At 69.4% G+C, this 26,292-nt stretch carries 27 protein-coding genes and 1 tRNA gene; 11 read left to right on the top strand and 17 right to left on the bottom strand.

The genetic code is table 11. The annotated features are described in order from the left end of the window. Positions 1 to 68 precede the first annotated feature (68 nt). The 4 genes from BKA02_RS09220 (at position 69) to pstB (ending at position 4,185) form a co-directional block, all read left to right on the top strand. On the top strand, positions 69 to 1,172 hold the full coding sequence (locus BKA02_RS09220) for an extracellular solute-binding protein (RefSeq protein WP_179433354.1): 1,104 nt from the start codon (positions 69 to 71) through the stop codon (positions 1,170 to 1,172). Positions 1,173 to 1,301: 129 nt separating this feature from the next. Further along, on the top strand, positions 1,302 to 2,282 hold the full coding sequence (gene pstC, locus BKA02_RS09215; protein WP_179433352.1) for a phosphate ABC transporter permease subunit PstC: 981 nt from the start codon (positions 1,302 to 1,304) through the stop codon (positions 2,280 to 2,282). Position 2,283: 1 nt separating this feature from the next. Next, entirely contained in the window at positions 2,284 to 3,381 is a 1,098-nt protein-coding gene (gene pstA, locus BKA02_RS09210; protein ID WP_179433350.1) for a phosphate ABC transporter permease PstA, read from the top strand. Positions 3,382 to 3,405: 24 nt separating this feature from the next. Then, entirely contained in the window at positions 3,406 to 4,185 is a 780-nt protein-coding gene (gene pstB / locus BKA02_RS09205; RefSeq protein WP_179433348.1) for a phosphate ABC transporter ATP-binding protein PstB, read from the top strand. Between the two features lie 147 nt (positions 4,186 to 4,332). Here pstB and BKA02_RS09200 read toward each other — a convergent pair whose 3' ends face one another. From BKA02_RS09200 to BKA02_RS09190, 3 genes are all read right to left on the bottom strand, one after another. Beyond that, positions 4,333 to 5,217, bottom strand: coding sequence for an aminotransferase class IV (locus tag BKA02_RS09200; RefSeq protein WP_179433346.1), 885 nt, complete (start codon positions 5,215 to 5,217; stop codon positions 4,333 to 4,335). A gap of 190 nt (positions 5,218 to 5,407) precedes the next feature. Further along, positions 5,408 to 6,037, bottom strand: a complete 630-nt coding sequence (locus BKA02_RS09195; RefSeq protein ID WP_179433344.1) for a DNA-directed RNA polymerase subunit beta — start codon at positions 6,035 to 6,037, stop codon at positions 5,408 to 5,410. 476 nt (positions 6,038 to 6,513) lie between these two features. Continuing rightward, positions 6,514 to 7,113: a helix-turn-helix transcriptional regulator gene (locus BKA02_RS09190; protein WP_179433342.1), complete on the bottom strand. Its 600-nt coding sequence runs from the start codon at positions 7,111 to 7,113 to the stop codon at positions 6,514 to 6,516. 81 nt (positions 7,114 to 7,194) lie between these two features. Here BKA02_RS09190 and BKA02_RS09185 point away from each other — a divergent pair, with 81 nt between their 5' ends. Further along, entirely contained in the window at positions 7,195 to 7,659 is a 465-nt protein-coding gene (locus BKA02_RS09185) for an SgcJ/EcaC family oxidoreductase (RefSeq protein ID WP_179433340.1), read from the top strand. Positions 7,660 to 7,665: 6 nt separating this feature from the next. Here the strand turns inward: BKA02_RS09185 and BKA02_RS09180 are convergent, their stop codons facing one another. Next, positions 7,666 to 8,193, bottom strand: coding sequence for a CGNR zinc finger domain-containing protein (locus BKA02_RS09180; protein WP_179433338.1), 528 nt, complete (start codon positions 8,191 to 8,193; stop codon positions 7,666 to 7,668). Positions 8,194 to 8,218: 25 nt separating this feature from the next. On the opposite strand from BKA02_RS09180, the gene BKA02_RS09175 reads away from it, so the two are divergent. After that, a complete protein-coding gene (locus BKA02_RS09175; RefSeq protein WP_179433336.1) occupies positions 8,219 to 8,437 on the top strand; it encodes a hypothetical protein in 219 nt (72 codons plus the stop codon). Here BKA02_RS09175 and BKA02_RS09170 read toward each other — a convergent pair. Both BKA02_RS09170 and BKA02_RS09165 read right to left on the bottom strand, forming a co-directional pair. Next, the gene (locus tag BKA02_RS09170) at positions 8,427 to 8,972 is read right to left on the bottom strand and encodes a DUF1697 domain-containing protein (protein WP_179433334.1); all 546 of its coding nucleotides are present in this window, start codon (positions 8,970 to 8,972) and stop codon (positions 8,427 to 8,429) included. The genes BKA02_RS09175 and BKA02_RS09170 overlap by 11 nt on opposite strands. Further along, complete coding sequence (locus tag BKA02_RS09165; RefSeq protein WP_179433332.1) at positions 8,969 to 9,550, bottom strand: isochorismatase family protein; 582 nt, start codon at positions 9,548 to 9,550, stop codon at positions 8,969 to 8,971. The genes BKA02_RS09170 and BKA02_RS09165 overlap by 4 nt, the downstream gene beginning before the upstream one ends. 79 nt (positions 9,551 to 9,629) lie before the next feature. Here BKA02_RS09165 and BKA02_RS09160 point away from each other — a divergent pair. Together BKA02_RS09160 and BKA02_RS09155 are read left to right on the top strand one after the other, a co-directional pair. Beyond that, positions 9,630 to 9,702 (top strand) — tRNA-Thr (locus BKA02_RS09160). 170 nt (positions 9,703 to 9,872) lie between these two features. Continuing rightward, positions 9,873 to 10,460, top strand: a complete 588-nt coding sequence (locus BKA02_RS09155) for an SOS response-associated peptidase family protein (protein WP_343045385.1) — start codon at positions 9,873 to 9,875, stop codon at positions 10,458 to 10,460. 10 nt (positions 10,461 to 10,470) lie between these two features. On the opposite strand, the gene BKA02_RS09150 is transcribed toward BKA02_RS09155, so the two are convergent. The 9 genes from BKA02_RS09150 to BKA02_RS09110 form a co-directional block, all read right to left on the bottom strand. Next, positions 10,471 to 12,030, bottom strand: a complete 1,560-nt coding sequence (locus BKA02_RS09150) for an alpha/beta hydrolase (protein ID WP_343045384.1) — start codon at positions 12,028 to 12,030, stop codon at positions 10,471 to 10,473. Beyond that, positions 12,027 to 13,196 carry a DNA polymerase III subunit delta' gene (locus BKA02_RS09145; RefSeq protein WP_246286270.1) on the bottom strand — a complete coding sequence of 390 codons (1,170 nt, stop codon included), beginning with the start codon at positions 13,194 to 13,196 and terminating at the stop codon, positions 12,027 to 12,029. The genes BKA02_RS09150 and BKA02_RS09145 overlap by 4 nt, the downstream gene beginning before the upstream one ends. Before the next feature lie 82 nt (positions 13,197 to 13,278). Continuing rightward, positions 13,279 to 13,908: a dTMP kinase gene (gene tmk / locus BKA02_RS09140; protein WP_179433328.1), complete on the bottom strand. Its 630-nt coding sequence runs from the start codon at positions 13,906 to 13,908 to the stop codon at positions 13,279 to 13,281. Further along, entirely contained in the window at positions 13,905 to 16,667 is a 2,763-nt protein-coding gene (gene topA / locus BKA02_RS09135; RefSeq protein WP_179433326.1) for a type I DNA topoisomerase, read from the bottom strand. The genes tmk and topA overlap by 4 nt, the downstream gene beginning before the upstream one ends. A gap of 53 nt (positions 16,668 to 16,720) precedes the next feature. Further along, complete coding sequence (locus BKA02_RS09130; RefSeq protein WP_179433324.1) at positions 16,721 to 17,071, bottom strand: helicase; 351 nt, start codon at positions 17,069 to 17,071, stop codon at positions 16,721 to 16,723. Next, the gene (locus BKA02_RS09125; protein WP_179433322.1) at positions 17,071 to 17,427 is read right to left on the bottom strand and encodes a TadE family type IV pilus minor pilin; all 357 of its coding nucleotides are present in this window, start codon (positions 17,425 to 17,427) and stop codon (positions 17,071 to 17,073) included. Before BKA02_RS09125 ends, BKA02_RS09130 begins: the two co-directional genes overlap by 1 nt. Then, the gene (locus BKA02_RS09120) at positions 17,424 to 17,678 is read right to left on the bottom strand and encodes a DUF4244 domain-containing protein (protein WP_179433320.1); all 255 of its coding nucleotides are present in this window, start codon (positions 17,676 to 17,678) and stop codon (positions 17,424 to 17,426) included. Before BKA02_RS09120 ends, BKA02_RS09125 begins: the two co-directional genes overlap by 4 nt. 38 nt (positions 17,679 to 17,716) lie before the next feature. Next, positions 17,717 to 18,637, bottom strand: coding sequence for a type II secretion system F family protein (locus BKA02_RS09115; protein WP_179433318.1), 921 nt, complete (start codon positions 18,635 to 18,637; stop codon positions 17,717 to 17,719). Then, on the bottom strand, positions 18,631 to 19,635 hold the full coding sequence (locus BKA02_RS09110) for a TadA family conjugal transfer-associated ATPase (RefSeq protein ID WP_179433316.1): 1,005 nt from the start codon (positions 19,633 to 19,635) through the stop codon (positions 18,631 to 18,633). Before BKA02_RS09110 ends, BKA02_RS09115 begins: the two co-directional genes overlap by 7 nt. A gap of 230 nt (positions 19,636 to 19,865) precedes the next feature. Here BKA02_RS09110 and acs point away from each other — a divergent pair, with 230 nt between their 5' ends. Beyond that, positions 19,866 to 21,833, top strand: coding sequence for an acetate--CoA ligase (gene acs, locus BKA02_RS09105; protein ID WP_179433314.1), 1,968 nt, complete (start codon positions 19,866 to 19,868; stop codon positions 21,831 to 21,833). Between the two features lie 118 nt (positions 21,834 to 21,951). On the opposite strand, the gene BKA02_RS09100 is transcribed toward acs, so the two are convergent. Both BKA02_RS09100 and sp36 read right to left on the bottom strand, forming a co-directional pair. Next, positions 21,952 to 22,410 (bottom strand): RidA family protein, encoded by a 459-nt coding sequence (locus tag BKA02_RS09100; protein ID WP_179433312.1) that lies wholly within the window; start codon positions 22,408 to 22,410, stop codon positions 21,952 to 21,954. Continuing rightward, positions 22,407 to 22,631, bottom strand: a complete 225-nt coding sequence (gene sp36, locus BKA02_RS09095; RefSeq protein WP_179433310.1) for a Sp36 family protein — start codon at positions 22,629 to 22,631, stop codon at positions 22,407 to 22,409. The genes BKA02_RS09100 and sp36 overlap by 4 nt, the downstream gene beginning before the upstream one ends. Positions 22,632 to 22,720: 89 nt before the next feature. Here sp36 and BKA02_RS09090 point away from each other — a divergent pair, with 89 nt between their 5' ends. Continuing rightward, a complete protein-coding gene (locus BKA02_RS09090) occupies positions 22,721 to 25,306 on the top strand; it encodes a transglycosylase domain-containing protein (protein ID WP_179433308.1) in 2,586 nt (861 codons plus the stop codon). Then, positions 25,297 to 26,235 (top strand): metallophosphoesterase, encoded by a 939-nt coding sequence (locus BKA02_RS09085; RefSeq protein WP_179433306.1) that lies wholly within the window; start codon positions 25,297 to 25,299, stop codon positions 26,233 to 26,235. Before BKA02_RS09090 ends, BKA02_RS09085 begins: the two co-directional genes overlap by 10 nt. The last annotated feature ends 57 nt before the right edge of the window (positions 26,236 to 26,292 follow it).

Below are 26,292 nucleotides of genomic sequence, written 5' to 3'. Positions count from 1 at the left end.
CGTCACTCCTAGCGTCGTTGTGTGCCCTGCACCGGGCTCCACCGAACACCGATCGAACGGATCACACAGTGAAGATCTCCCGCATCGCCCGTATCGGCGCCATCGGCGCCGTCGCTGCACTCACCCTCGCCGGCTGCGCCGCGAACGAGGCCGCCGCCGGCGGCTCGACCGACGCACCCGCCGGCTCCTCCCTCTCGGGCACCATCGACGCCACCGGCGCCTCGTCGCAGACCGCCGCCCAGGAGGCCTGGGTCGCCGGCTTCCAGACCGCCAACCCCGACGTCACCGTCAACTACGAGCCCACCGGCTCGGGCACGGGGCGCGAGAACTTCCTCGAGGGCGGCAGCGTGTTCATCGGCTCCGACCGCGCCTTCAACGACGAGGAGATCGCCGCGGGCGGCTTCGGCGCCTGCGCCGCCGACGACATCGTCGAGGTGCCGCTGTACATCTCGCCCGTCGCCGTCGCGTTCAACCTCGAAGGCGTCGACACGCTCAACCTCGACGCCGCCACCATCGCCAGCATCTTCGCCGGCACGATCTCCAACTGGAACGACCCGGCCATCGCCGCGCTCAACTCCGGTACGACCCTGCCCGACCTGGCGATCGCACCCGTGCACCGCTCCGACCCCTCGGGCACGCAGGAGACCTTCACGAAGTACCTCGCCGCCACCGCTCCGGATGTGTGGACCTACGAGGTCAGCGACGAGTGGCCCATCCAGGGCGGCGAGGCCGGCCAGGGCACCTCGGGCGTCGTGCAGGCGCTCACGGCCGGCAACGGCACGATCGGGTTCGCCGACGCCTCCCAGGTCGGCGACCTCGGCCAGGTGCACGTCGGCGTCGACGGCGAGTTCATCGCCTACTCGGCCGAGGCCGCCTCGAAGCTCGTCGAGAACTCGCCGCTCGTCGAGGGCCGCGGCGAAGGCGACCTCGTCTTCGACGTCGACCCGGCCGCCGCGACCGGCGGGGCGTACCCGATCGCACTGGTGAGCTACCTCATCGGCTGCGTCCAGTACGACGACGCCAACACCGCCGAGCTCGTCAAGAGCTACTTCCAGTACGTCGCCAGCGACGAGGCCCAGAAGGCCGCCGAGGCCAACGCGGGCAACGCTCCTATCTCGGATGGTCTGCGCGAGCAGGTGCTCGCGGCCATCGACCTCATCCAGGTCGGCTGAACGGCGTGAGCGTTCACTGATCCGCCGGTGCCCTCGCCTCCGACCGGGCGCGGGGGCATCGGCGGGTCGCCGCCAGAGAACCGCACCCGCGCACGCCGAACCGCTCCATCCATTCCGAACAGGGAGACCATGAGCACGACCGAGCAGGATCCCGTCGCCACCGCGGCCCCTCCGGCGCCGCCCGCACCCATCAGGGCCAAGCAGCGCCTCGGCGACCGGGTGTTCTCGGGCACGGCGCTCGGCGCCGGCATCGTCATCCTCATCGTGCTCGCCGCCGTCGCCGCATTCCTCATCATCCAGAGCCTGCCGGCCTTCGACACCGACACGAGCGGCAACCACATCCTGCGCGGCGACTCGTTCTGGTCGTACGTGTGGCCGCTCGTCTTCGGCACGCTGTGGGCCTCGTTCATCGCCCTGATCATCGCCGCGCCGATCTCGATCGGCATCGCGCTGTTCATCTCGCACTACGCGCCGCGGCGGCTCGCCTCGGTGCTGGGCTACATCATCGATCTCCTCGCCGCCGTGCCCTCGGTCGTCTTCGGCCTGTGGGGCGGGCTCGTGCTCGCTCCCCTGCTGCAGCCGATCTACGCCTGGCTCAACGCCAACGCCGCCTGGGTGCCGTTCTTCGGCGGACAGGTCTCGCCCACCGGCAAGACCATCCTCACCGCCGCCCTGGTGCTCGCCGTGATGTGCATCCCGATCATGACCGCCATCTGCCGCGAGGTGTTCCTGCAGACACCGAAGCTGCACGAGGAGGCGGCGCTCGCCCTGGGCGCCACCCGGTGGGAGATGGTGCGGATGTCGGTGCTCCCGTTCGCGCGAGGCGGCATGGTCTCGGCCGCCATGCTCGCCCTGGGCCGCGCGCTGGGCGAGACGATGGCCGTCACCATGGTGCTCTCGCCCTCGGCCGTGGTGAGCTTCCTCGTGCTCACCTCCACCAACCCGACGCCCATCCCCGCGAACATCGCCCTGGCCTTCCCGGAGGCGCACGGCACGGGCGTGAACACGCTCGTCGCGACCGGCCTCATCCTCTTCGTCGTGACCTTCGCGGTCAACGCGCTGGCGCGCTGGATCGTCGCCCGCCGCGCCGAGTTCTCGGGAGCGAACTGACATGACCGTGCTCGACGCCCGCACCGCGACCGGCACCGCCCCCGCCGCCTCGCTCACCGCGGGCAAGCTCGCCCGCTGGGTGCCGTGGACCCTGCTGCTCGTCTCTCTCGCCATCGCCTACGCGATCTTCGGGGTGGCGAGCATCGGCGAAGGCCTGCAGCACTTCAACGCCGTCGGCGCCACGATCGTCGGCGCCGTGATCTACATGGTGCTGATCACGGTGATCTCGGTCATCGCCGAAAGCCGCCGCAAGGCGATCGATCGGTTGATGACCGCACTGGTGTCCTCGGCGTTCCTCCTCGCCCTGCTGCCGCTGGTCTCACTGCTGTGGACCGTGGTGGCCAACGGACTGGAGCGCTTCGACGCCGAGTTCTTCACCTGGACGATGCGCAACGTCGTGGGCGAGGGCGGGGGCATCGTGCACGCGATCTGGGGCACCGTGCTCATCACTCTGACAGCGACGATCATCTCCGTGCCGATCGGTCTGATGACCTCGATCTACCTCGTCGAATACGGCCGCGGCCCCGTCGCCAAGGCCATCACGTTCTTCGTCGACGTGATGACCGGCATCCCCTCGATCGTGGCCGGTCTGTTCATCTACTCTGTGTTCGCCCTCATCATCCGACCCGGCATCTCGATGGGATTCATGGGCGCCCTGGCACTCGCGGTGCTGATGACGCCCGTCGTCGTCCGCGGCAGCGAGGAGCTGCTGCGGATCGTGCCGAACGAGCTGCGCGAGGCGTCGTACGCGCTCGGCGTGCCGAAGTGGCTGACCGTGCTCAAGGTCGTGCTGCCCACCTCGATCGCGGGCATCATGACCTCGGTCATGCTCTCCATCGCCCGTGTGATCGGCGAGACCGCCCCGCTGCTTCTGACCGCCGGGTTCACCATGAGCCTGAACACGAACATCTTCGACGGGCAGATGATGACGCTGCCGGTCTTCGCCTACAACCAGTACATGAACCAGGGCACCAGCCCCGATTCGGCCATCGCCCGCGCGTGGGCGGCCGCGCTCACCCTCATCCTCATCGTCATGGTGCTGAACCTGCTCGCGCGCCTGATCGCGAAGGTGTTCGCCCCCAAGACCTCCGGCCGCTGAGCCGGACCACCCCAAGGAGCTCACGTGTCCAAGAGCATCGAAGTCAACGACCTCAACGTCTACTACGGCGACTTCCTCGCCGTCGAGGGGGTCTCGCTCGAGATCGAGCCGCGCAGCGTCACCGCCTTCATCGGTCCGTCGGGATGCGGAAAGTCGACCTTCCTGCGCACCCTCAACCGGATGCACGAGGTGATCCCCGGCGCCCGCGTGCAGGGTGAGGTGCTGCTGGACGGCAAGGACCTCTACGGCGCCGACGTCGATCCCGTGCTCGTGCGTCGCCAGGTGGGCATGGTGTTCCAGCGGCCCAACCCGTTCCCCACCATGTCGATCAAGGAGAACGTGCTGGCGGGCGTGAAGCTCAACAACACCCGCATGTCGAAGTCGGATCAGGATGCCCTCGTCGAGAAGGCGCTCACCGGCGCCAACCTGTGGAACGAGGTCAAGGACCGCCTCGATCGGCCGGGCTCGGGCCTCTCGGGCGGCCAGCAGCAGCGCCTGTGCATCGCGCGGGCCATCGCCGTCTCGCCGGAGGTGATCCTCATGGACGAGCCGTGCTCGGCACTCGACCCCATCTCGACGTACGCGATCGAGGAGCTCATCGGCGAGCTGAAGAACGAGTACACGGTGGTGATCGTCACGCACAACATGCAGCAGGCGAGCCGCGTGTCCGAGAAGACGGCGTTCTTCAACATCGCCGGCAGCGGCAAGCCCGGCAAGCTCATCGAGTACGACGACACCGCCACGATCTTCACCACCCCCGCCATGCAGGCCACCGAGGACTACGTCTCCGGCCGCTTCGGGTGATCCGGCGTCCGGGCTCGGGCATCCGCCCGGCAGCAGGCAGTCTTCCGCGGATTCTGCCTATTACCGGCCGGATGCCTGATTCGGGTGTCCCCTTTCCCGCACGGGCGGTGGGTTCAGGCTTCCGGATGCGCGGGTTCCGTGCGCGGGTCAGTTCCGCGGGGAGAGCAGATACCGGTTGAGGGATGCGGTGATCCCTCCGTCCACGGGGAGCGCCGCGCCGTCGATCGCCCGGATCGGAGCGGCCAGGCGCAGGCTTGAGACCAGCCAGGCCGCATCCGCGGTGGCGAGCCCTGCCACGGGGATGGTCTCGTACGCGGTGCGGAACCCCTCCGCCGCCAGGTACTCGAAGACGCTGAGCTGGGTCGTGCCGTGCAAGATGCCGCCCGTCGGCGCCGGGGTCGTGAACGTGTCGCCGCGGCGCAGGATGAGGGATGCCGTGGGCGCCTCGAGCACGATGCCGTCGCTGGAGACGAAGATCGCGTCGTCGGCGCCGCGCCGGTGCGCCTCGCGCAGCGCAGCCATGTTCACCGCGTACGACAGGGTCTTCGCGCCCAGCAGCAGCCACGGTGCGCGTTCGGATGCGCCGCTGTCGTAGCCGCGATCCAGGGTCACCACCCGCACGCCGTCTCGTCGTGCCGCGGCGAAGTCGCCGGCCGGCGCCGCCGTGGCCCAGGCCGTGGGAGTCGGGCCGTGCTCCACACCGCGGCTGAGGATGAGCTTGATGACCGCCTCGCCCGGCGCGCATTGCGCCGCGGCGACCTCGATCGCCCGGCGCCACTGCGCGGCGTTGGGCCCGGGCAGGTCGCAGAGCATCGCGGAGTGCGCCAGGCGGTGCACGTGCGCCTCCGCCTCCTGCGCGTGACCGTCGACGACACCGATCGATTCGAACACCCCGTCGCCGCGCTGCGTGCTCAGCTCGCCCACGCTGAGGGCGGGGGCCGAGGCATCCACGGTCGTGAAGGTGTCATCGAAGTCGTCGCGCTCGTCGTCGGCGGCCACCGGAGAGATCATGAGAGCGAAGCGCCGTTGCATGATCCGAGCTTAGGGTGCCGACCGCGCATCCCCCGTTCGCACCTTTCGGGGATACCACCGGGAGCGACGCGTTACACTTGATCGGCCGGGCCGCATAACCCCGGGCTCCAAATTTTGCCGCTGCGAGCGGCCTTCCGCCGAGAGGCGTTCTTGCGGCCCGGTCTTACTCTTTCTTGGTGCGGTGCGGACCTCAGTCCAGCATCCCGCGCCGCCAGGCGGCCGCCGAGGCCGCCAGGTCGTCGGCGTAACCGCTGAGTCGCAGGGCACGGGTCGTCAGCTCGCTGCCCCGCACCGGCTCGGTGGGCTCGTAATCGTCGGCGATGTGCGTCGCGCCCGACGCCTGCACACGGCAGAAGGCCGCCGCGCGCTCGAGCGCGACGGAGAAGTCGCCGCGGAAGGCACCGTGCAGGATCGTGTCGATGAGCGAGACGATCTCGTCGGGGCTCGCAGGCACCGGGGCGCCGGCGACCAGGGCGTCCGCCGTGGGAAGCTCCACCCGGCCGCGCTCGTGCAGGAACGCCGCCGTCGACGGGTCGGCGTGGATCGCCGCCTGCAGCACGTACAGCCGCCACAGCGCGCCGGGCAGCGAGTGCGCCGGAGCCGCCGCCCACAGTTCGGCGATCTCGTCGATGCCGTGCTCGCGCGTGTAGGCGATCAGCCGCTCGGCGCTCATTCCGCTCTCATCGGCCCGTACGCGCGCCAGCAGTGCCGAGGCCGTACGGTGCGCGGCCCGCGCCTGATCGGCCGGATCCGTGCCGCCGACGAGGCTGTCGAACGACTCCGTGGGTCGACGGACGGGACGCTTGAACGATTCGGGCACCGACTCAGGGTACGCGCCACAATGCAACACGGCACTCAGCGCGGGGCCATAGACTGGAGACACGGGCCTCTAGCTCAGTTGGCAGAGCATCGGACTTCAACAGAAAATAGGAGCGCCTCGGGGGAAACCCTGGGGATGACACCACTCAAAGTCGGGGAACCCTTCCTGGGAGACCAGATGGCAATCCCGAGCCAAGCCGGACGTGCGTCCGGAAGGTGTAGAGACTGGACGGGTGGCACCTACAGCGCAAGCCATGGTGAAGGGACAGTCCAGCCCACGAACGCCCTGAGGCGGCGGCGAAAGCCGAAGTGGGATGTTAATCCGCGGGTCGAGGGTTCGAGCCCCTCGGGGCCCACCCGTTGTCAGCGGTCGACGTTATCGTCGAGCCATGAAACGCTGCGGAACGCGCGGTTCCCGCAGCGCTCCGTTGACTCCACCGCAGCATCGCACGCAGCCGTGTTCGATGGCGAGTCCTGTCAGGGGATGACAGGCGGAGGATCAGACAACCACGGGAGATCGCCCTCCTCGAGGCGGGTCCGCAGGGCATCCATCCAGGCGTGCTCGGCCTGCAGCTGATCCCGCTCGTACTCCGCCTCGACCACCAGAAGGGGCGGCAGATGCCCAGTGGTGGCGATATCGGCGCTTTTCACGGCGATATCCGCCGCGAGCGCGGCGATGCGGGCACGCAGCGCGAGGAGCGCCTCGTCGCGGCTCAGCACGGCGAGGAACGACAGCCCCGCGATCGTGACCGTGCGATCGGGCTGTGGCACGGACAGCAGCAGCGTCACGCGGCGGCGAAGCTCGGATCGACCGGCCTCGGTGAGCGCGAACACCGTGCGCTCCGGACGACCGCCCTCCTGCTCCGAGCCGACCTCTTCGATCAGATGGGCCGCGTGCAGCTTCTGGACCGCGTGGTAGATGCTGCGCGGCACACCGGCGACGAAATCTTTGCGGGTCTCGACCACGAAGCGATGGATGTCGTACGGATGGCGGGGCCCCTGCGTGAGCAGCGCGAGCACGGTGAGTGCGGGCAGATCCCGCTCGACGCGGCCGACGCGTGCACCCTTCTCGCTCACAGGCCGAGTCTACGTCTTGACACCTATTGATGCATTTTGCATTATTTATTTATTGCAACTTGCACTATCAAGGGAGTCATCATGACCGAGATCGCCATCGACCAGAACACCACCGTCCCCACCGGTGTCATCGAGACTCTGGAGCGGATGCGCCTCGCGTGGGATGCGGGCGACGCCGCCGCCTACGCCGCCGAGTTCACGGACGACGCGAGCTACGTGATCTTCATCGGCACCGTCTCGACCGGTCGCGCTCGGATCGAGGAGGATCACATCCCGCTGTTCTCGACATGGCAGCGCGGCAGTCGCATGTCGATGCGCATCCTGTCGGCGACTCCCCTCAGCGACGATGTCGTGGTCGTCGTGACCGAGGGCGGCATCGGCAAGGGCAGGCACATCGCGCACGACAAGGCGCAGACGTTCGTCTTCGTCAGAGAGTCGGACCAGTGGCGGTGCGCCGCCTTCCAGAACACGAAGAAGAACCGGTTCTTCGCTGCCGTGAATGCGCGGGAGTCCGCGAGACTGGCGCGCAAGCGGCGCGCCGCTTGATCCCTGTCAGCTCGGAGTCGATGCCCGAGCACGGTGCCGCCGCACCCCGTCCCGGTTGGCGCATCGCACCGAGCAGTAGCGCTGGCGGCCGTTGCGGGTGACGTCGACCACGACGTTCGTGCACGGATCCGCGGCGCACCGCCCGAGCCTGTGCATCCCCCGCCCGACGAGGTGCAGGGAGGTGCCGACCGAGATCACCGCGCGCAGTACGAGCGGCAGGGCGTCGTCGGGCTCGCGGTAGTGCAGGTGCCAGCCCTCGCCGTCATGATCGGTGAGGTAGGGATGCGCGGCCGACTCCGCCATCATCCGGTTCAGCAGTCGCGCACGCTCGGCGTGGTCATCGGCGTCGACGATGCGAAGCCACTCATCGACCACGGCGCGCACGCGCAGGTGATCGTCCGGCGCGTCGCGGAAGGCCATGGTCATGCCGAACTCGCGGGTGCGCTGCTCGATGCCGCTCCGCGTCTGCGGCCAGTCGTTCGCGAGCGATGCAGCCATGAGCACCGCATACTCACCGTAAGGGTTGAGATGCATAAGGCCATTACATCATCGTAGAGTCATGACCGCACCCGTCACGCTCCCGATCCCCCTTGCACCCACCGCGCCGCGCACGCACGAGCACGCCTGGACGACCGAGTCCCGGCATCCCACATCCGAGGGCGTCGTCGTGTACGTGCACTGCATCGGATGCGCGGCGCGGCGCGTGGATGCGCAGGCACCCTCCGGCATGCCACCGCGGGCGATGAGCCGCGAGACTCAGCTCGACGTCATGCCGTGAGGTCGACCAGGGTGCGCACGGTGCGGATGTTGCGCGCCGTGCCCTCGACGCCCAGCGCACGATCGAGCACGGCGCGGGTGAGCTTGGTGGCGTGCACGCCCTGCGCGGGGTAATCGATCCAGAGCTCCCGCCCGAGAAGGGCGATCCGTTCGCCCTCGACAAGCCGATCCGTCAGCGCCTCGACGGCCCCGGGCTGCGCCTCGCCCTCGAGGAACATCACGTGCAGGAGCTTGTCCGCGGCGGCATCCGGGAACGGGTTGCCCTCGAGCATCGCCACGAGCTCGGTCCGCGTGCGCAGGATCACCGGCGTATCGACGTCGAACGCCTCGGAGATGAGAGCCCTCACCTTCGAGCACAGCGCGGCAGGATCGTCGGGCTCGGGAACGATGACGTTGCCGCTCGCGATGTACGTCGTCACGTCGGCGATCCCGAGACGCTCGGTGATCAGCGCGCGCAGCTCTGCCATCGGCACGCGGTTGCGACCGCTCACATTGACCGCCCGAAGAAACAGGACGCAGCGTTCGACGGCGCTCACACCGCCGCGCTCTCGATGAGTTCCGCCCCCGCGTGCGCGAGTTCGGCCAGCGCCGCGTGGGATGACTCCTCCCCCACGCCGGCGACGAGATCGGTGAGGATGCGCACATGCACGCCGTGCGCGATGGCGTCGAGCCCCGAGGCACGCACGCAGTGATCGGTGGCGATGCCGACGACGTCGGCGAAGAGCACGCCGGCGGACGACAGGATGTCGGCGACGCTCGATCCGTCATCCGCTGCGCCCTCGAACATTGAGTACGCCGGCACGCCCTGCCCCTTGCGGACGTGGTGGGTGATGGCGTCGGTGCGCAGCAGCGGGTCATAGTCGGCTCCGCCGGTGCCCGCCACGCAGTGCACGGGCCAGGTGTCGACGAAGTCGGGACTCTCGGCGAAGTGCCCGCCGTTGTCACCCTCCGCATCGTGCCAGTCGCGCGAGGCGACGATGACGTCGTAGCCCGCGGCGTGCGCGGCGAGGAAGGCCGTGACGCCTTCCGCGACCGCATCACCTCCGGACACGGCGAGGGCACCGCCTTCCGTGAAGTCGTTCTGCACGTCGACGATGAGAAGTGCTCGGCTCATGCTCTGAGCGTACGCCGAAGCGATTCGCAGCACCCCCGCAGACAGGGTAAGATCGTTCACCGTGCGGTTCGCCGTGCACGCCGCCTTAGCTCAGACGGCAGAGCGATTCACTCGTAATGAATAGGTCAAGGGTTCGATTCCCTTAGGCGGCTCCGTCAGACCCCCGGAAATCCGTGAGATTCCGGGGGTTTCGCCATCGCGGAGCATCGTCGACCGGACGTAAGCTGGCGGCATCCGAAATGAGGAGCAGCTGATCTGCGCGAGCTATGGGCTGGATCCGCGGTTCGACGACCGCGACTTCCGCGATGCCGTCGACACGGCGGTGCTCGACGGCCTGCGGGCCTGGGCGAAGGACAGTGCGGGCGAGATCCTGCGACCGACGGGCAAGAACCTGCGCAATCTCAATCCGCTCATCACGGACCCCTCGACTCTGAAGTTCGCCTGGTGGGGATACCTCGTGGGCGGCGCGCCGGCCTCCTTCGCATCGATCAATACCCGCTCCGAGCGGCTCGCCGGCACCAAAGGCGCCCTCCCGCAGCGCGCTATCGTCCCGGTCTCGTACTGGCGCGAGATGGCCAAGCCTTCACGGGTGTGGCACCGCTTCGACGCGCCCGACGACGCGCTTCTGGGCCTGGCCGCAGTGACCAGACCCGGCCGCACCGCCGACGGGGTCGACTACACCTGCTACAGCATCGTCATGCAGCCCGCTCCCGGACACCTCGCGCACATCCATGACCGGATCCCGCTGCTGATCAACCCCGGCTTCGCCGAGGAGTGGCTCACCGTGCCGAATGCGCGCGGTGCCCTCATCGATGCGGCGGTGTCGGCCTCAGCGCCGATCGCCGAGCGGATCCGCGTCGCCCCCGCAGAGGACGGGGAGCAGATCCCCCCTCCCGACCGGCTCTTCTGAGCCGCTTTTCCTATCCGCAGCGCACCTCGGCGTCGGGCACGACGTCGTCGAGGAAGTACGCCTCCACGGCCTTGTCGACGCACGTGTTGCCCTTGTTGTAACCGGTGTGCCCCTCGCCGACGCGCGTGATGAGCACGCCCTCGTCGAGCTGCTCGGCCAGCGCCACCGACCAGTCGTACGGAGTGGCCGGATCGTTCGTCGTGCCAACCACGAGGATCGGGCCCGACCCGGTCGCGTGGATCTCGCCGCGCGAACCCGTCGCCGGATACGGCCATACCTCGCACGGATCCGGCCCGCTCCAGTACGGCGCGATCGTCGGCGCCCCCTGGGCGATGGTCGCATCGGCCGCCTGCTGGGCCGCCTCATCGTTCTCCAGCGGATAGTCCATGCAGTTGTACGCGCGGAACGCCTCGGTGGAGTTGTCGAGATAGGTGCCGTTGTCGTCGCGGCCGTTGTAGAAGTCGGCGAGGAAGAACGCCGTGCTGGGGTCGCCCTGCAGCGTCGCTTCGAGCGCTTGCGTGAGGTACGACCAGCTGTCGGTCGAATACAGCGCCGCGATGATCGCCGTCATCAGCGCATCCGCCCCGAGCATCCGCCCGTCGCCGTTCTGCAGCGGCACGCGATCCACGCTGGCGAGCAGGGCGGCGAGGTCGGCCATCCCGTCGTCCACCGTGCCTGCGAACGGACAGCCCTTCGTGTCGAGGCAGTCCTGCATGTAGGCGCGCAGGGCCGACTCGAATCCGAGCGCCTGCGTCGTACCCACCTCGAGCCCGGAGACCGAGGGATCAAGGGCGCCGTCGAGCACGAGGTGGCCGACGCGCTCGGGGTACAGGTCGGCATAGGTGGCGCCGAGGAAGGTGCCGTACGAGTACCCCAGGTAGTTGAGCTCGCTGTCGCCGAGCACCGCGCGCAGCAGATCCATGTCGCGGGCCGAGTTCACGGTGGTGATGTACGGCAGGATGCCCTGGCTGTTCTCGTCGCACGCCTGCGCGAACCGCGCGTTGGCGTCTGTGAGCTGCGCCTTCCACTCGTCGCTGCCTCGCTCGGCGTCCGAGAGCGTGTACAGGTAGTCGTCCATCTGCTCGGGCCCAAGGCAGGTCACGGCCGTGGACTCCCCGACCCCGCGCGGGTCGAAGCCGACGACGTCGTAGTTGTCGATGAGGTCGGGGCCGACGGCGTAGTCGAGGCTGTCGCGTACGAACTCCACCCCGCTTCCGCCGGGGCCGCCGGGGTTGATGAGCAGCGAACCCTTGGGCGTGGAGGTCGCAGAATGGCGCACCACGGCCAGTTTCATCTCGCCGAAGCCCGGATCGTTCCAGTCCAACGGCGCGGTGACGGTGGTGCACTCCATCCCACTGCCGCAGGCGCCCCACGTCAGCGTCTGCGAATAGAACGGCAGCAGGTCTTCCGAGACTCCGCTCGTGTCGGGTGCGTTGGTGCGGTCAGGGCGCGGCGTGCTCGCAACGGGGATCATCGAGTACAGACAGCCCGACAGCGTCAGCACCGACACGGCGAGCCCCGCGACGGCGCCGAGGAGACGGCGTGCGCGCCGGGTCGAGGATGTGTTCACGGCTTCCTCCCGCTGGTGACGGTGATGAGCAGACTCTCCAGGGCGAGCAGCGGGGCCACGTTGCGCTCCAAGGCGTCGCGGGTCTCTGCCAGATGATCGAGCACGACAAGCGTACGCGCGGGCGGCCAGGCGTCGGCGAGCGCCGCGAGGTCGTCGCCGAGCTCGCGGTTGATGAGGCCGTCACGCCGCCCGAACTGCAGCATGACGACGTCGCGAAACATCGACTGCAGGTCGGTGAGCACGCGGTCGATGCCGTCGCGCAGACTGCGCGTGGCGCGCTTCTTCTGCTCGTCTTCCAGCACCGAGATCTGTCCGCGCAACGCCTGCGGCACCGGCGCGCCCTCGGCAATGCCCACGGTGCGCAGGAGCGTCGCGCGCTCGGCGGCATCGCGCTCTGCGGTCAGCGCCTTGGCGTCGTCGGTGGCGGCCTGCACGATGCGTCCGGCGACCTCCACCGCGTCACCGACTCCCCTGGCGCCGAGCACGGCGCGCAGCATCTGCTCTCGTCGGCTGCGCGCAGCCGGATCGGTCGCGAGCCGCTGCGCCATGCCGATGTGCCGCTGCGCGTGTCTGGCCGCCTGTTCGGCGACGGAGGCATCGGTCCCCGTTCGATGCACGATGAGCGCGGCGACGTCATCGACGTCGGGCTCGCGCAGCCGCAACGTGCGCACGCGGGAGCGGATGGTGGGCAGCAGATCAGCATCGCTGGGGGCGCAGAGTATCCACACCGTCTTCTCCGGCGGCTCCTCGAGCGCCTTGAGCAGAACGTTGGACGTGCGCTCGACCATGCGATCCGCATCCTCCACGACGATCACACGGTACCGACCCGACGAGGGCGAGAAATAGGAGCGCTCGACCAGTGCGCGCGCCTCGGCGATCGTGATGATGACCTTGTCGGTGCGCAGCGCCGTGACGTCGGGATGCGTGCCCGCCATGACCTGTCGCATCGCGTGCTCATCGTCAGGACCTTCGGCGACGAGCGCCGCGGCGAACGCGTAGGCGAGGGTGGATCGGCCCGATCCGGGCGGCCCGGTGATGAGCCAGGCGTGCGAGAGGGATGCCGGATCGGCCGCCGCCGCGCGCAGCGTGCGGACCGCATCGTTCTGCCCCCAGACGTCGGTCCATGGAAAGGCATCGTCGGGGTGATCGGGCGCCGCGGGCGACATGGTCGGGGCATCCGCGGCGGTCATGCACTCAGCCTAACCGGCGCCGCTGACACGGCCCGGTCGTCGCCCGCGGCTATCGCCGTCAGCGAGGGTGCAGGAGCGGCTCGACCCGCGCCCGAACCGCCTCGGCGATGCGCTCCGGAGCGTCGTCGGCATCCAGCACGAGAAAGCGATCGGGCTCGGCATCGGCGAGCGAGAGGTACGCGGCGCGCACGCGCCCGTGGAACTCCTCGCGCTCCGCTTCGAGGCGGTCGAACGGCTTGTCGGCGGCGTCCAAGCGCCGGCGTGCCGCGGCCGGGTCGAGATCGAGCAGCACGGTGAGGTCGGGCAGCGCGCCTTCGGCCCCCCACAGCGACAGGTCGCGCACCTCGTCGGCGTCGAGCACCCGGCCCGCCCCCTGATAGGCGACCGAGGAGTCGAGGTAGCGGTCCTGCAGCACGACGTCGCCGCGCTCCAGCGCGGGGCGCACGACGGTGGCGACGTGGTGCGCGCGGTCGGCGGCGTACAGCAGCGCTTCCGCGCGCGGGGCGATGTCGCCGCGGTGATGCAGCACGATGTCGCGGATGAGCGCACCCACCTCGGATCCACCGGGCTCGCGCGTGCGCAGCACGGTGCGTCCCTGCGCGGACAGCCACGCCTCGAGCAGGGCGGCCTGCGTGGTCTTGCCCGAGCCGTCTCCGCCTTCGAGCGTGATCCACAGGCCGTCGGTCACGACTCGGTCTTCTTCGCCGGCGCCTTCTTGGCGGCGGGCTTCTTCGCCGAGGTCTTCTTGGCTGCCGGCTTCTTGGCGGGAGCCTTCTTCGCGCCGCGCTTGGGCGCCGGACCCTTCGCGCGCTTGTCGGCGAGCATCTGCACGGCGATCTCGAAGGTGACGTCCTCCGGCTTCTGGCCGCGCGGGATGGTCACATTCGTCTCGCCGTCGGTGACGTACGGACCGAACCGGCCGTCGCGCACGCGAATGGGCTTGCCGCTCACGGGGTCGGCCTCGAATTCTGCCAGCGCGCTGGCCGCGCGACGAGATCCTGCGCCGTACTTGGGCCGTGCGTAGATCTCCAGCGCCTCGTCGAGAGTGATGTCGAAGATCTGCTGCTCGCCCTCCAGCGAGCGCGAGTCGGCGCCCTTCTTCAAGTACGGGCCGAAGCGGCCGTTCTGCGCGGTGATCTCCTCGCCCGACTCGGGATCCGCACCCACGACGCGCGGCAGGCTCAGCAACCGCAGCGCCGTGTCGAGATCGATCGTGTCGACCGACATCGAGCGGAAAAGCGACGCGGTGCGCGGCTTGGGGGCGGCATCCTTCTTGGTCTTCTTCTTCGCCGGCGCGTCGATGACCTCACCCGTCGCCGCGTCGACGAGCGGCTCGGCCTCGTCGGGATCGGCCGGCAGATTCTCCTGCACGTAGGGTCCGAACCGGCCGTCCTTGACGACGATGCTCCGCCCGTTCTCGGGATTCTCCCCCAGCACCCGATCCCCGGCCACAGGGGCGTCGATGAGCTCCTGCGCCTTCTCGGCGGTGAGCTCGTCGGGCGCGAGGTCCTCGGGAACGTTCACGATGCGCGGCTTGGCCTCGGGGTTCGCAGGGTCGGCGATCTCGAGATACGGGCCGTACTTGCCGAAGCGCAGGGTGGCGGTGTCAGTGATACGCGTCGCGTTCAGGGCACGCGCGTCGATCTCGCCGAGGTTGTCGACGACCTGACGCAGCCCCACGTGACGATCCGAGCCGTAGTAGAACGAGCGCAGCCACTCCACGCGCTTCTGCTCGCCGCGGGCGATGGCATCCAGATCGTCTTCCAGCGCCGCGGTGAAGTCGTAGTCGATGAGGTCGGCGAAGTGCTGCTCGAGCAGCCGCACCACGCTGAAAGCCAGCCAGGTGGGCACGAGCGCCTGCCCGCGCTTGGTCGCGTAACCGCGGTCGATGACCGTGCCGATGATGCTTGCGAACGTCGAAGGGCGGCCTATGCCGTGCTCTTCCAGCGCCTTGACCAGCGAAGCCTCGGTATAGCGCGGCTTCGGGGTGGTGCGGTGCGGCTTGGCCTCCGAGTCGGAGACGACCAGCGCATCGCCCACGGCGACGACCGGCAGCGACTGGCTCTCGGCGGCGTCCTTGTCGGACCGGCGCTCGTCGCGACCTTCCTCGTACGCCTCAAGGAAGCCCTTGAACGTGTACACGGTGCCCGAGGCGGTGAACTCTGCGGCCTGCCCGTTCGCGTCGACGGTGACCGTGACCGTCGTCGTCTCGTACTTCGCATCCGCCATCTGGCTGGCGACCGTGCGCTTCCAGATGAGGTCGTACAGGCGCTGCTCCTCGCGGTCGAGCTGGCTCGACAACGACGAGGGCGTGCGGAAGGTCTCGCCCGAGGGACGGATCGCCTCGTGCGCCTCCTGCGCGTTCTTGCTCTTGCTCTTGTAGACGCGGGGCTTGAGGGGCACCGCGGCATCGCCGTAGAGGGCCACCGCCTGCGCTCGCGCCGCCTGCACCGCCTGGGTGCTCAGCGCCGTCGAGTCGGTGCGCATATAGGTGATGTAGCCCTTCTCGTACAGCCGCTGGGCGACGCTCATCGCCTGTTTGGCCGTCATGGAAAGCTTGCGCCCCGCCTCCTGCTGCAGCGTCGAGGTCGTGAACGGGGCGTACGGGCTGCGCGTGCCGGGCTTGGCCTCGACCTTCGACACGGTTCCTGCCGCCGCGGCATCGATCGCCTCCGACAGGGCCTGCGCCTTCGCCTCGTCGAGCACGACGACGGCCTTCTTGAGCTTGCCGTCTTCGTCGAAGTCGGATCCGCGGGCGATCTGCCCGCCGTCCAGGCGCACGAGGCGCACCTGGAATCCGCCGTTCTCGCCCTTGGCCGCGCGGGCCTCGACGTCCCAGTACTCGGCCGAGACGAACGCCATCCGCTCGCGTTCGCGGTCGACGATCATCCGGGTCGCTGCGGACTGCACGCGGCCGGCGGAGAGCCCCGACTTGACCTTGTACCAGAGCACGGGAGAGACATCCCAGCCGTAGAGGCGGTCCAGGATGCGGCGGGTCTCCTGCGCGTCGACGAGCGCGAGGTCGAGGTCGCGGGTCTTGTCGACGGCGGCGCGGATCGCATCCTTGGTGATCTCGTGGAACACCATGCGCTTGACGGGAACCTTGGGCTTGAGGGTCTCCAGCAGGTGCCAGGCGATCGCCTCTCCCTCGCGGTCTTCATCGGTGGCGAGCAGGAGTTCGTCGGCGGACTTGAGCGCGCGCTTGAGCTCGGCGACGGTCTTGGTCTTGCGATCGCTGACCACGTAGTAGGGGTCGAAACCGTTCTCGACGTCGATCGAGTACTTGCCGTACGCCTTCTTGTCCTCGGCGGGGATGTCCTTCTTGTCGGCCAGGTCTCGGATGTGACCGACCGAGCTGAGCACCTCGTAGTCGTCGCCGAGGTAGCCCTGGATGGACCGCATCTTCGTCGGAGACTCGACGATGACGAGCTTCTTGCCTTGCGCCACGGGTGCGTCCTTTCTTCGAAGCACACCATACACACCGCGCTTCTGGGGTCTTCTCAGCGCGGTGAGCCGTCGTCTGCTGCGGATTCGGGTGGTGCAGCGCGGGAACGAGCGACGGCGTGAGTTCCAGCGTACGCCGCCGAGACCTGCACGACCGCCACCTGTTCATCCACAGCGCAGTCGTCGAGACGCGCTCCGGCCGCCCGCGCGACCCGCGCCGCGACCGTGCAGGCGTCGGCGGCGGACGGCACGGCGCCCGAGGCGACGTCGGCCGCGGCGAGCGCCGCCGCATCCGCCGCCCCGGCCACCCGTTGCGACACCGTGGCCGCACCGCCGAGCAGCGCCGCACCGAACGCGAGAGCGGCCGCGGCGGTCGCCGCTCCAAGCGCAGCTGCTGTGCCGGCCATCAGCGCCCGCCGTCCAGCGCGCACGACGAGGCCCGCAGCGGCAGCACCGCCGCTCCCGCGAACCCCGCCTCGCCCGAGGCGACGACGCACACCAGTCCGTCAGCGTGCGACACGTCCATCTGCGCGGCGCTGTCGGCGCGGGCGACGGCCGCTGCGGCGGCCCCCGGATCCTCCCCGCGGCCGAGCAGGCGCGCCGCATCGGCCGCGGCATCCTGCAGCGCCACCTGCTTCATCCCGGCACCGACCGCACCGAAGCCGAGCAGGAGGATGAGCACGACCACGGGGAGGGCGATCGCAAGCTCGGCGGCCGCCGATCCGCGCTCCCCTTCGCGGGGTAGGTGGATGCGCGCGCTCACGACACCGTCAGCGCCCGGCGGACGAGGTCGGTGAGGATGCCGCGCACCTCGTCCGAGCGCATGATGACCACCAGCAGCCCGGCGAAGGCGACGGCGCCCATCGTGGCGACGGCGTACTCGGCGGTGGCGGCCCCGGTGTCATCGCCGAACAGCGCCGCCGCCCGGTGCCGCGTCAACGGCGGCAGGGAGGGCGGCGCGGCGCGGTGGGCGCGCGGCAACGGGCGGACGGGGGTGGTGAGAAGCGGGTTCATCTTCTCTCTCCTTTCTCTGTGGTCTTTGTGCGGGTGGATCAGGTCAGGAACGGCAGCGGTGTGGTGGCGAGCACGCTGAGGATGAGCGGGGCGACGCCCAGCAGCAGGAACGCGGGCAGCGTGCACGCGCCGAGCGGCAACAGCAGGCGCGCCGACAGGCGGGCGGCGCCGAGCCGCCCCTGCACGCGCGCCTCCCGGCGCTCGCGCGCCGCATCGGCCCGCAGCAGCTCCACGGCGGGAACGCCGGCCGACGATGACAGCTGCAGCACGCGACGGATGCTCTGCGACGCCCTGGGGTCAGCCTCGGTCTCCTCCTCGACGAGGGCGAGCGCCCGCGGGATCGAGGTTCCGCCCGACAGCGCGACGGCGAGAAGTTCGGCATGGAACCCGGGGATTCCCGGCGGCGGCGTCGCACGCCGCACGAGCGCGGCCGTCCACACGCGGGAGAGCACGATGAGCAGGGCTCCGGCGATGAGGCAGCCGATCCCGGCGCCCGTGGTGAAGAGCACGGTGAGCGTGTCGAAACCGAGTCCGGCACCGAGCAGGAGACCGACCAGCGGCAGCCACTGCATGAGCCGGGCGGTGCCCGCGGGCTCGGCGAGCGCGACGCGCACCTCGTCGGAGGTGGCCGACGCGTCATCGAGGGCGTCGGCGATGACGCGCAGCGCCTCGGCGAGAGGGGCGCCCACCGTCGCGGCGATCGCCCACGCCTGCGCGACCTCCCGCCACGCGCCGCCCCGGGCACGGATCGCCTCGGTCAGCGATCGGCCGCGCTCGAGCCCCGTGCTCACGGCCGCCGCTGCGGACTCGCCCGTCTCGGCGAGGTGCCGCCACGCCGCCACGGGCGTCGCCCCGGCCTGCAGCAGCACGGCGAGCGTGCGCACGGCCTCGATCGGCATCGCCTCCTCCCCCGATTTCCGCCTCAGCACTCGGCGCTTCGCCATCGTCCGCATCACCATGGCCGCACCTCCTCGATCGACAGCCGCTCCCCGCGCAGGACGAAACGGCCCGCGCTGACCAGCCGTCGCGCTCCCGACGCCTCACGTTCGAGATGCAGCACGTGCGCGAACGCGCTCACGACCTGACGGGCCAGCGCCGGTGGATCCATGCCCGCCAGGGCGCCCAGCGCCTCCATCCGCGCGGGTACCTCCGCCAGCCCGCTCGCGTGCAGCGTGCCCGCTCCCCCGTCGTGGCCGGTGTTCAGCGCAGTGAGCAGATCGCGCACTTCCTCGCCGCGGCACTCGCCCACCACGAGCCGGTCGGGCCGCATCCGCAGCGATTCGCGCACGAGGCGCGACACGGTGATCCCGCCTGCGCCCTCGAGGTTCGCCTGTCGCGCCTCCAGTGCGACATAGTGCGGATGCCGCGGGCGCAGCTCGGCGACGTCTTCGATCGTGACGATGCGCTCGGTGGACGCGACGTGGGCGAGCATCGCGGCCAGCATCGTCGTCTTGCCGGTGCCTGTGCCCCCGGTGATGAGCAGATTCTCCCTCGCCGCCACGATGCCCTCCAGCCAGACGCGTTGCACGCGGTTCAGGGCCCCCAGCGCGCAGAGGTCGTCGAGGTCAGCGGCCCGCACCCGAGGGATGCGCACCGACAGCGCGGTGCCTTCGGTGGCGACCGGGGCGAGCACGGCGTGCACGCGGATGCCCGACCCGAGCCGCACGTCGACGCAGGGCGACTGGTCGTCGAGGTGACGCCCGCCTCGGGCGACCAGTCGCACGGCCAGATCGCGCACTTCGCGCTCAGAGGCCGACCAGCCGGCCACGCGCTCGACGCCGGCGCCCCGGTCGACGAACAGCCCGGTGGCGCCGTTCACGAAGAGGTCGGTCACGCGCTCATCGGCGCAGTGTGGCGCGAGCTCGCCGAACACCGCATCGACGTCGACCGCGAACCCGCGACGACGCTCGTCGGCAGGCGACGCCGTGCGGGGGACGATGACGAAGGGCTCGGGCATACGGCGACGCTAGAAGTCCGGCACCGTGCCCGTGGGCCTTCCGCCACGGATGGTGGAGAACTCGTCGAATCGGTCGCCTGTGCAGGAGAACCCCGCACAGCGGCGTCGGGGCGGCGATTGTCGTGACTACCGACTTTAGGCGGTACTGTCGAAACGAACCGGGGATTACATTCGCCCTGTCGTCACCCGTTCGACGATGCACCGCCAGTCGCAAAGGAGCGCTTCCTCGTATGAGCAGCCAGATCGATCACCTCCTCGAGGAGTCCCGGCAGTTCCCGCCGTCCCCCGAGTTCGCCGCGCAGGCCGTCGCGAAGCCCGAGCTGTACGAGCGCGCCGCTGCCGACCGCGAGGCGTTCTGGGCCGACCAGGCGCGTGAGCTGCTGCACTGGCACACGCCGTTCACCGAGACCCTCGACTGGAGCACGCCCCCGTTCGCGAAGTGGTTCGCCGATGGCGAGCTGAACGTCGCCTACAACTGCCTCGACCGCCATGTGGAAGCCGGCAACGGCGACCGCGTCGCCCTGCTGTGGGAGGGCGAGCCGGGCGATGAGCGGCGCATCACCTATGCGGAGCTGACCGATGAGGTCAAGCGCCTCGCCAACGTGCTGGCGGGCCTGGGAGTCGGCCACGGCGACCGTGTCGCCATCTACCTGCCGATGATCCCGGAGGCCGTGGCCTCGATGCTCGCCGTGGCGCGTCTGGGAGCGATCCACTCCGTCGTCTTCGGCGGATTCAGCGCCGACAGTCTCCGCTCGCGCATCGACGATGCGGGCGCGAAGGTCGTCATCACGGCCGACGGCGGCTATCGCAAGGGCAAGGTCTCCGCACTCAAGCCCGCCGTCGATCAGGCGCTGAGCGACCGCGGCGACGGCGAGCAGGCCACGGTCGAGCACGTGATCGTCGTGCGGCGCGGCGAGAACGAGGTCGACTGGGTCGAGGGCCGCGACCTGTGGTACCACGACGTGGTCCCCGCCGCCCCGGCCGAGCACGAGGCGCAGGCGTTCCCCGCGGAGAACCCGCTGTACATCCTGTACACCTCCGGCACCACGGGAAAGCCCAAGGGCATCCTGCACACCTCGGGCGGGTATCTCACGCAGGTGGCGTACACGCACAAGAACGTGTTCGACCTGCACGCCGAGAGCGACGTCTTCTGGTGCACCGCCGATATCGGATGGGTCACCGGGCACTCGTACGTCACCTACGGCCCGCTCGCCAACGGCGCGACCCAGGTGCTCTACGAGGGCACGCCCGACGCCCCGCACCAGGGCCGCTGGTGGGAGATCATCCAGAAGTACGGCGTGACGATCTTCTACACGGCGCCCACCGCGATCCGCTCGTTCATGAAGATCGGCCGCAGCATCCCGAAGAAGTACGATCTGTCGAGCCTGCGCGTGCTCGGGTCGGTGGGCGAGCCCATCAACCCCGAGGCATGGATGTGGTACCGCGACGTGATCGGCGCCGGGACCACCCCGATCGTCGACACCTGGTGGCAGACCGAGACCGGGGCGATCATGGTCTCGCCGCTGCCCGGCGTCACAGCGGCCAAGCCGGGCTCCGCGCAGGTTCCGCTGCCGGGCATCTCGATCGACGTCGTCGACGAAGGCGGTCAAGAAGTGGGCAACGGCGCCGGCGGCCTGCTCGTGATCACCGAGCCGTGGCCGAGCATGCTGCGCGGCATCTGGGGCGACCCGGAGCGGTTCAAGGAGACGTACTGGGACAAGTTCGCCGCCCAGGGCTACTACTTCGCCGGTGACGGCGCCCGCCTCGACACCGACGGCGACCTGTGGCTGCTCGGCCGCGTCGACGACGTGATGAACGTCTCGGGTCACCGTCTGTCGACCGCCGAGATCGAATCGTCGCTCGTCGCGCACGAGGCCACCGCCGAGGCCGCCGTCGTGGGGGCATCCGACGACACGACCGGGCAGGCCGTCGTCGCCTTCGTCATCATCAAGGAGAGTTACCTCTCCGAGCACTCCCCCGAGGGCCTGGCCGCGCAGCTGCGCGGCTGGGTGGGCGAGCAGATCGGCCCGATCGCCCGCCCCCGCGACGTGTACATCGTGGGCGAGCTGCCCAAGACCCGCTCCGGCAAGATCATGCGCCGCCTGCTGCGCGATGTCGCCGAGGGCCGCGAGGTCGGCGACACGACGACCCTCGCCGACACGGCCGTGATGAGCGTCATCTCCGCCCAGGTGCGCTGAGGCCACCCGCCCCGTGCGCTCACGCGAGCGCACGGGAAATCGCCGAGTGCACGGCTTTCCTACGTCGGGAGGCCGTGCACTCGGCGATGAGCCGCACACTGGCGGCGGATGAAACGCGCTACGCCAGGAGGAAGCTCACCTCGACCTCGACCGGGCTGTCGAGCGGGAGCACGCTCACACCGACGGCGGCGCGCACGTGGCGTCCGGCATCTCCGAAGATCTCGCCCAGCACCTCGCTCGCGCCGTTGATGACGCCCGGCTGGCCCGTGAAGGCGGGATCGGATGCGACGAAGCCGCCCACGCGCAGAACGCCGGCGAGGCGGTCGACGCCGCCCGCCGCATCCGCCGCCGCCGCGAGCGCGTTCAATGCGCAGGCGCGCGCATAGGCTTTCGCGTCGTCGGCCGTGACCTCGGCGCCGACTTTCCCCGTGGCGGGCAGGGTGCCGCCGGCGAACGGGAGCTGGCCGGACGTGTGCACGAGCCCGCCGTGCACACGCGCGGGCACATAGGCGGCCACGGGCGCCGCGACGGCGGGCAGATCGATGCCGAGCTCGGCCAGACGTTCCGCGACGCTCATGCCGCCCCCTCCTCGAACTGGCGCGCGGCCTCAGCGGCAGCGGCGAGACCGGCGTTCGCCGAGCCCGCGTCGGTCACCGGACGCTTGAAATAGGCGACCAGGCCCCCTTCGGGCCCGGTGATCACCTGCACGAGCTCCCAGCCCTGCTTGCCCCAGTTGTTCAGGATGGCTGCGGTGTTGTGGATCAGCAGCGGAGTGGTCAGATACTCCCAGGTGGTCATGATTCTCCCGACGATATGGACGGACGGCCCACGCGCGCGGATGCGCGCGTCGAAGATGGCACTCAGGGAATTCCCCTAGCATCTAGCGTATGCCTCACACGAAACGCACGCTCAAGAGTGTGCTCGGCGGAGCCGCCGGCCTCATCGGCCTCAGCGTCGTCGCCGGGATCCTCGTGACCGCGACCGTGACCCCCGTGTTCGCCGTCGCGGGCGCCGCCGCCGCGCAGTCCATCGACCTGTTCGACAAGCTCCCCTCCAAGCTCGAGCCTGACCGGCCCATGGAGCCGACGACGATCTACGCCACGGCCCGTGACGGCAGCCCCTTCCCCCTGGCGCGGTTCTACGACCAGAACCGTATCCCGGTGACCCTCGAGCAGGTCGCACCGGTGATGCGCGATGCACTGCTCTCCAGTGAGGACAAGCACTTCTACGAGCACGGCGGTATCGATCTCGCCGGCACCGCGAAGGCGCTTCTCGACAACCTGACCGGCAAGTCATCGCGCGGCGCATCCTCGATCAGCCAGCAGTACGTGAAGAACGTGCTCCTGCAGGAGTGCGAGCGCAAGGTCAGCCTTACCGACGAGAAGCGCTCCGAGAAGCTCGACAAGTGCTGGGAGGACGCCGCGTCCTCCGACGGCGCGAAGGGCATCGAGCGCAAGCTGCAGGAGATGCGGTACGCGATCCAGATCGAGAAGGTCTACTCGAAGGACGACATCCTCATCGGGTACCTGAACCTGGTGAACTTCGGCGGCACGACCTACGGCATCGAAGCGGCCGCGCAGCGCTACTTCAGCGTGTCGGCGGCCAACCTCTCGCTGACGCAGGCGGCGACGCTGACCGGCATGGTGCAGAACCCGAACTCGTATCGCATCGACCAGCCCGAAGGGTCGATGTACGACGCAGAGACGGACTCCTGGTACAACTCCGCTGAAGACGGCTACTCCGAGACGCTCACGCGCCGCAACTATGTGCTCAACCGCCTCCTCATCGACGGCAAGATCACGCAAGAGCAGCACGACGCCGCGGTCGCCGAGCCGATCACCCCGGCGATCCAGCCGCCGAGCTCCGGATGCGTGGCCGCCGGCGGATACGCGTACTTCTGCCAGTACGTGAAGTCGACGCTCGAGAACGACCCGGCCTTCGGCGCCACGGAGGACGAGCGCCGGGAGAACCTGCTGCGCGGCGGCATGGACGTCTACACGTCGCTGAACTTCGACATCCAGGACGGCACGCTCGCCGCGGTCGCGGAGTACACGCCGCCGACGGCCGAAGGACTGGTCTTCGGTGCCGCGGCCACCACCATCCAGCCCGAGACCGGGCGCATCCTCTCGATCGCGCAGAACACGATGTTCAGCGAGGAGGAGGGCTCGCCTCCGGGCTACTCGTCACAGGTCTACGCCGCCGATGCCGATCACGGCTCGTCCATCGGTTTCAGTGTGGGATCGACGTACAAGATCTTCACCCTGATCGACTGGCTCGAGAAGGGCCACTCGGTGAACGAAGTGCTCAACGGGCGCAACAGGCTGTTCACGAAGATGAACTGCGACGGCTCGCCGATCTGGAACACGAGCGAGATCATCCGCAACGATGCCGGCAACCCCGGCTACACGGGCACGATCATGCAGTTCACGCGCGACTCGCTCAACAGCGGCTTCCTCGCCATGGCCGAGAAGCTGAACGTCTGCGACATCAACCGCGTCGCCGACCGGATGGGCGTGACCCTCGGAACCGGTGAGAAGGTCACCGATCAGAACGTGCCGTTCGATGTGCTGGGCTCCAAGGCGATCGCTCCCATCGCCATGGCCGCGGCCTACGCGACCGTCGCGAACAAGGGCGTCTACTGCACGCCGCACGCGATCGATCGCATCGTCGGCCCTGATGGGACCGATCTGACGCTGCCCGCCACTTCGTGCACGCAGGTGATCGATCCTGATGTGGCGGCCGCGGCCGCCTACGCGCTGCAGGGTGTGATGGACGGCGGGACGGGCTCGCGAGGCAACCCGTACGACGGCACGCCGCTCATCGGCAAGACGGGTACGCACAACACCACGCAGACGATGCTCATCGAGTCGAGCACCCGTGCGACGACGGCCGTGTGGGTCGGTCAGGTCCAGGGCGACGTCGACATCTTCGACTTCTACGCCAACGGCAGGAACATCCCGGACATCCGATTCGGGTTCGCCCAGGCGATCCAGAGCGTCGCCAACGCGGTGACCCAGGGCGGCGACGACTTCCCGACGCCATCGAGCACGCTCACCCGCCGGGTGCTCATCGACCTGCCCAACGTCGTCGGCATGACGCAGGATCAGGCCATCGCCACCCTCGACGACGCCGGGTTCGGCGTGACCGTGGGCGCCCCGGTCGACAGCGACATGGGTGCCGGCCTCATCGCCGCGCAGGACCCGGGTGCCGGTCAGGTCTCCAGTGGAACGACGGTGACGATCTGGCCGAGCACCGGCAACGGAACCACGGTGCCGAAGGTGACGGGAATGAGTCCGTCGGATGCGCTGAGCAAGCTCAACGACGCCGGCTTCCGCAACGTCGCGATGGGCAAGTGCACCGCCGGCAGCGGCGGACCGTCGGGATCGGTCACCTCGACCGATCCGGCCGCCGGAGCCGTCGTGGGCAAGAACACGACCATCACGCTGAACTACTCCAAGCAGGAATGCCCGTAGTGCCGCGACCGGCTCACCCGGCGCTCGGCGTATTCGGCGCCGTGACCGCCGCGGGTGCGGCGGCCGCGGTGTGGGGCATCGGCATCGAGCGGTATCTGTTCACGGTGCGCCATGCGCACGCCGAGTGCTTGCCCGCAGGGGCTCGGCCGCTGCGCATCCTGCATGTGTCGGATGCGCATATGGCGCCGTGGCAGAACCGCAAGCAGCGCTGGCTCGCCTCCCTCGCCGAGCTCGAGCCCGATCTCGTGGTGAACACGGGCGACAATCTCGGCCACTCGGAGGGTCTGGCAGGCGTTCGGCGTGCGTTCGCACCGCTCGCGGGGGTGCCCGGCGTGTTCGTGCACGGGTCGAACGACGTGTACGCCCCGGCTCCGCGCAACCCGCTGCGATATTTCCTGGGCCCGTCGGCGTCGTCGCCGAAGACGGTGCGGCTGGACACCGACGCGCTGGATCGCTTCTTCACCGACGACCTCGGCTGGCACGGGCTGAACAACACCGCCACGAGCCTCGAGGTCGATGGGCGCCGCATCGACCTGTTCGGAGTCGATGACGCACACCGCGACTGGGATGACCTGGATGCGCTGCCCGACGCGATCTCCGAGCTGGGTGAGCGGCCAGCCGAGACACCGGTGCTCGGTGTGACGCATGCGCCCTATCAGCGGGTGCTGAACGCGTTCGTCGATCTGAGGGCTGACGCGGTGCTGGCCGGCCACACACACGGCGGACAGGTGCGGCTGCCCGGCTACGGCACGATCGTGGCGAACTGCGACATCCCGCGCAAACAAGCCAGAGGGCTGAGCACGTGGACGCACGGCGGGCACAGCGCGCCGCTGAACGTGAGCGCCGGCTGCGGGCATTCGATCTATGCCCCGGTGCGCTTCGCGTGCTTCCCCGAGGCGACGCTGCTGACCCTGCTGCCGACGGCCTGAGCGACCCTCGCGGTGTGGCCGCCGATTCGGCGGCGACTGCGTTTCGGTATAGACTCG

The sequence above is a fragment of the Microbacterium pseudoresistens genome (genome assembly GCF_013409745.1).
GTDB lineage: Bacteria > Actinomycetota > Actinomycetes > Actinomycetales > Microbacteriaceae > Microbacterium > Microbacterium pseudoresistens.
Note: the sequence above shows the minus strand (reverse complement) of the source record. Positions and strands in the feature narration are given on the sequence as shown.

Bases quoted from the DNA above. Each gene is read 5' to 3' on its own strand.
- pstC (WP_179433352.1), top strand. From the start codon at position 1,302: ATGAGCACGACCGAGCAGGATCCCGTCGCCACCGCGGCCCCTCCGGCG.
- pstA (WP_179433350.1), top strand. From the start codon at position 2,284: ATGACCGTGCTCGACGCCCGCACCGCGACCGGCACCGCCCCCGCCGCC.
- BKA02_RS09200 (WP_179433346.1), bottom strand. From the start codon at position 5,217: ATGCAACGGCGCTTCGCTCTCATGATCTCTCCGGTGGCCGCCGACGAC.
- BKA02_RS09185 (WP_179433340.1), top strand. From the start codon at position 7,195: ATGACCGAGATCGCCATCGACCAGAACACCACCGTCCCCACCGGTGTC.
- BKA02_RS09180 (WP_179433338.1), bottom strand. From the start codon at position 8,193: ATGCATCTCAACCCTTACGGTGAGTATGCGGTGCTCATGGCTGCATCG.
- BKA02_RS09175 (WP_179433336.1), top strand. From the start codon at position 8,219: ATGACCGCACCCGTCACGCTCCCGATCCCCCTTGCACCCACCGCGCCG.
- BKA02_RS09165 (WP_179433332.1), bottom strand. From the start codon at position 9,550: ATGAGCCGAGCACTTCTCATCGTCGACGTGCAGAACGACTTCACGGAA.
- BKA02_RS09145 (WP_246286270.1), bottom strand. From the start codon at position 13,196: ATGTCGCCCGCGGCGCCCGATCACCCCGACGATGCCTTTCCATGGACC.
- BKA02_RS09130 (WP_179433324.1), bottom strand. From the start codon at position 17,071: ATGGCCGGCACAGCAGCTGCGCTTGGAGCGGCGACCGCCGCGGCCGCT.
- BKA02_RS09120 (WP_179433320.1), bottom strand. From the start codon at position 17,678: ATGAACCCGCTTCTCACCACCCCCGTCCGCCCGTTGCCGCGCGCCCAC.
- BKA02_RS09115 (WP_179433318.1), bottom strand. From the start codon at position 18,637: ATGGTGATGCGGACGATGGCGAAGCGCCGAGTGCTGAGGCGGAAATCG.
- BKA02_RS09110 (WP_179433316.1), bottom strand. From the start codon at position 19,635: ATGCCCGAGCCCTTCGTCATCGTCCCCCGCACGGCGTCGCCTGCCGAC.
- acs (WP_179433314.1), top strand. From the start codon at position 19,866: ATGAGCAGCCAGATCGATCACCTCCTCGAGGAGTCCCGGCAGTTCCCG.
- BKA02_RS09100 (WP_179433312.1), bottom strand. From the start codon at position 22,410: ATGAGCGTCGCGGAACGTCTGGCCGAGCTCGGCATCGATCTGCCCGCC.
- sp36 (WP_179433310.1), bottom strand. From the start codon at position 22,631: ATGACCACCTGGGAGTATCTGACCACTCCGCTGCTGATCCACAACACC.
- BKA02_RS09090 (WP_179433308.1), top strand. From the start codon at position 22,721: ATGCCTCACACGAAACGCACGCTCAAGAGTGTGCTCGGCGGAGCCGCC.
- BKA02_RS09085 (WP_179433306.1), top strand. From the start codon at position 25,297: ATGCCCGTAGTGCCGCGACCGGCTCACCCGGCGCTCGGCGTATTCGGC.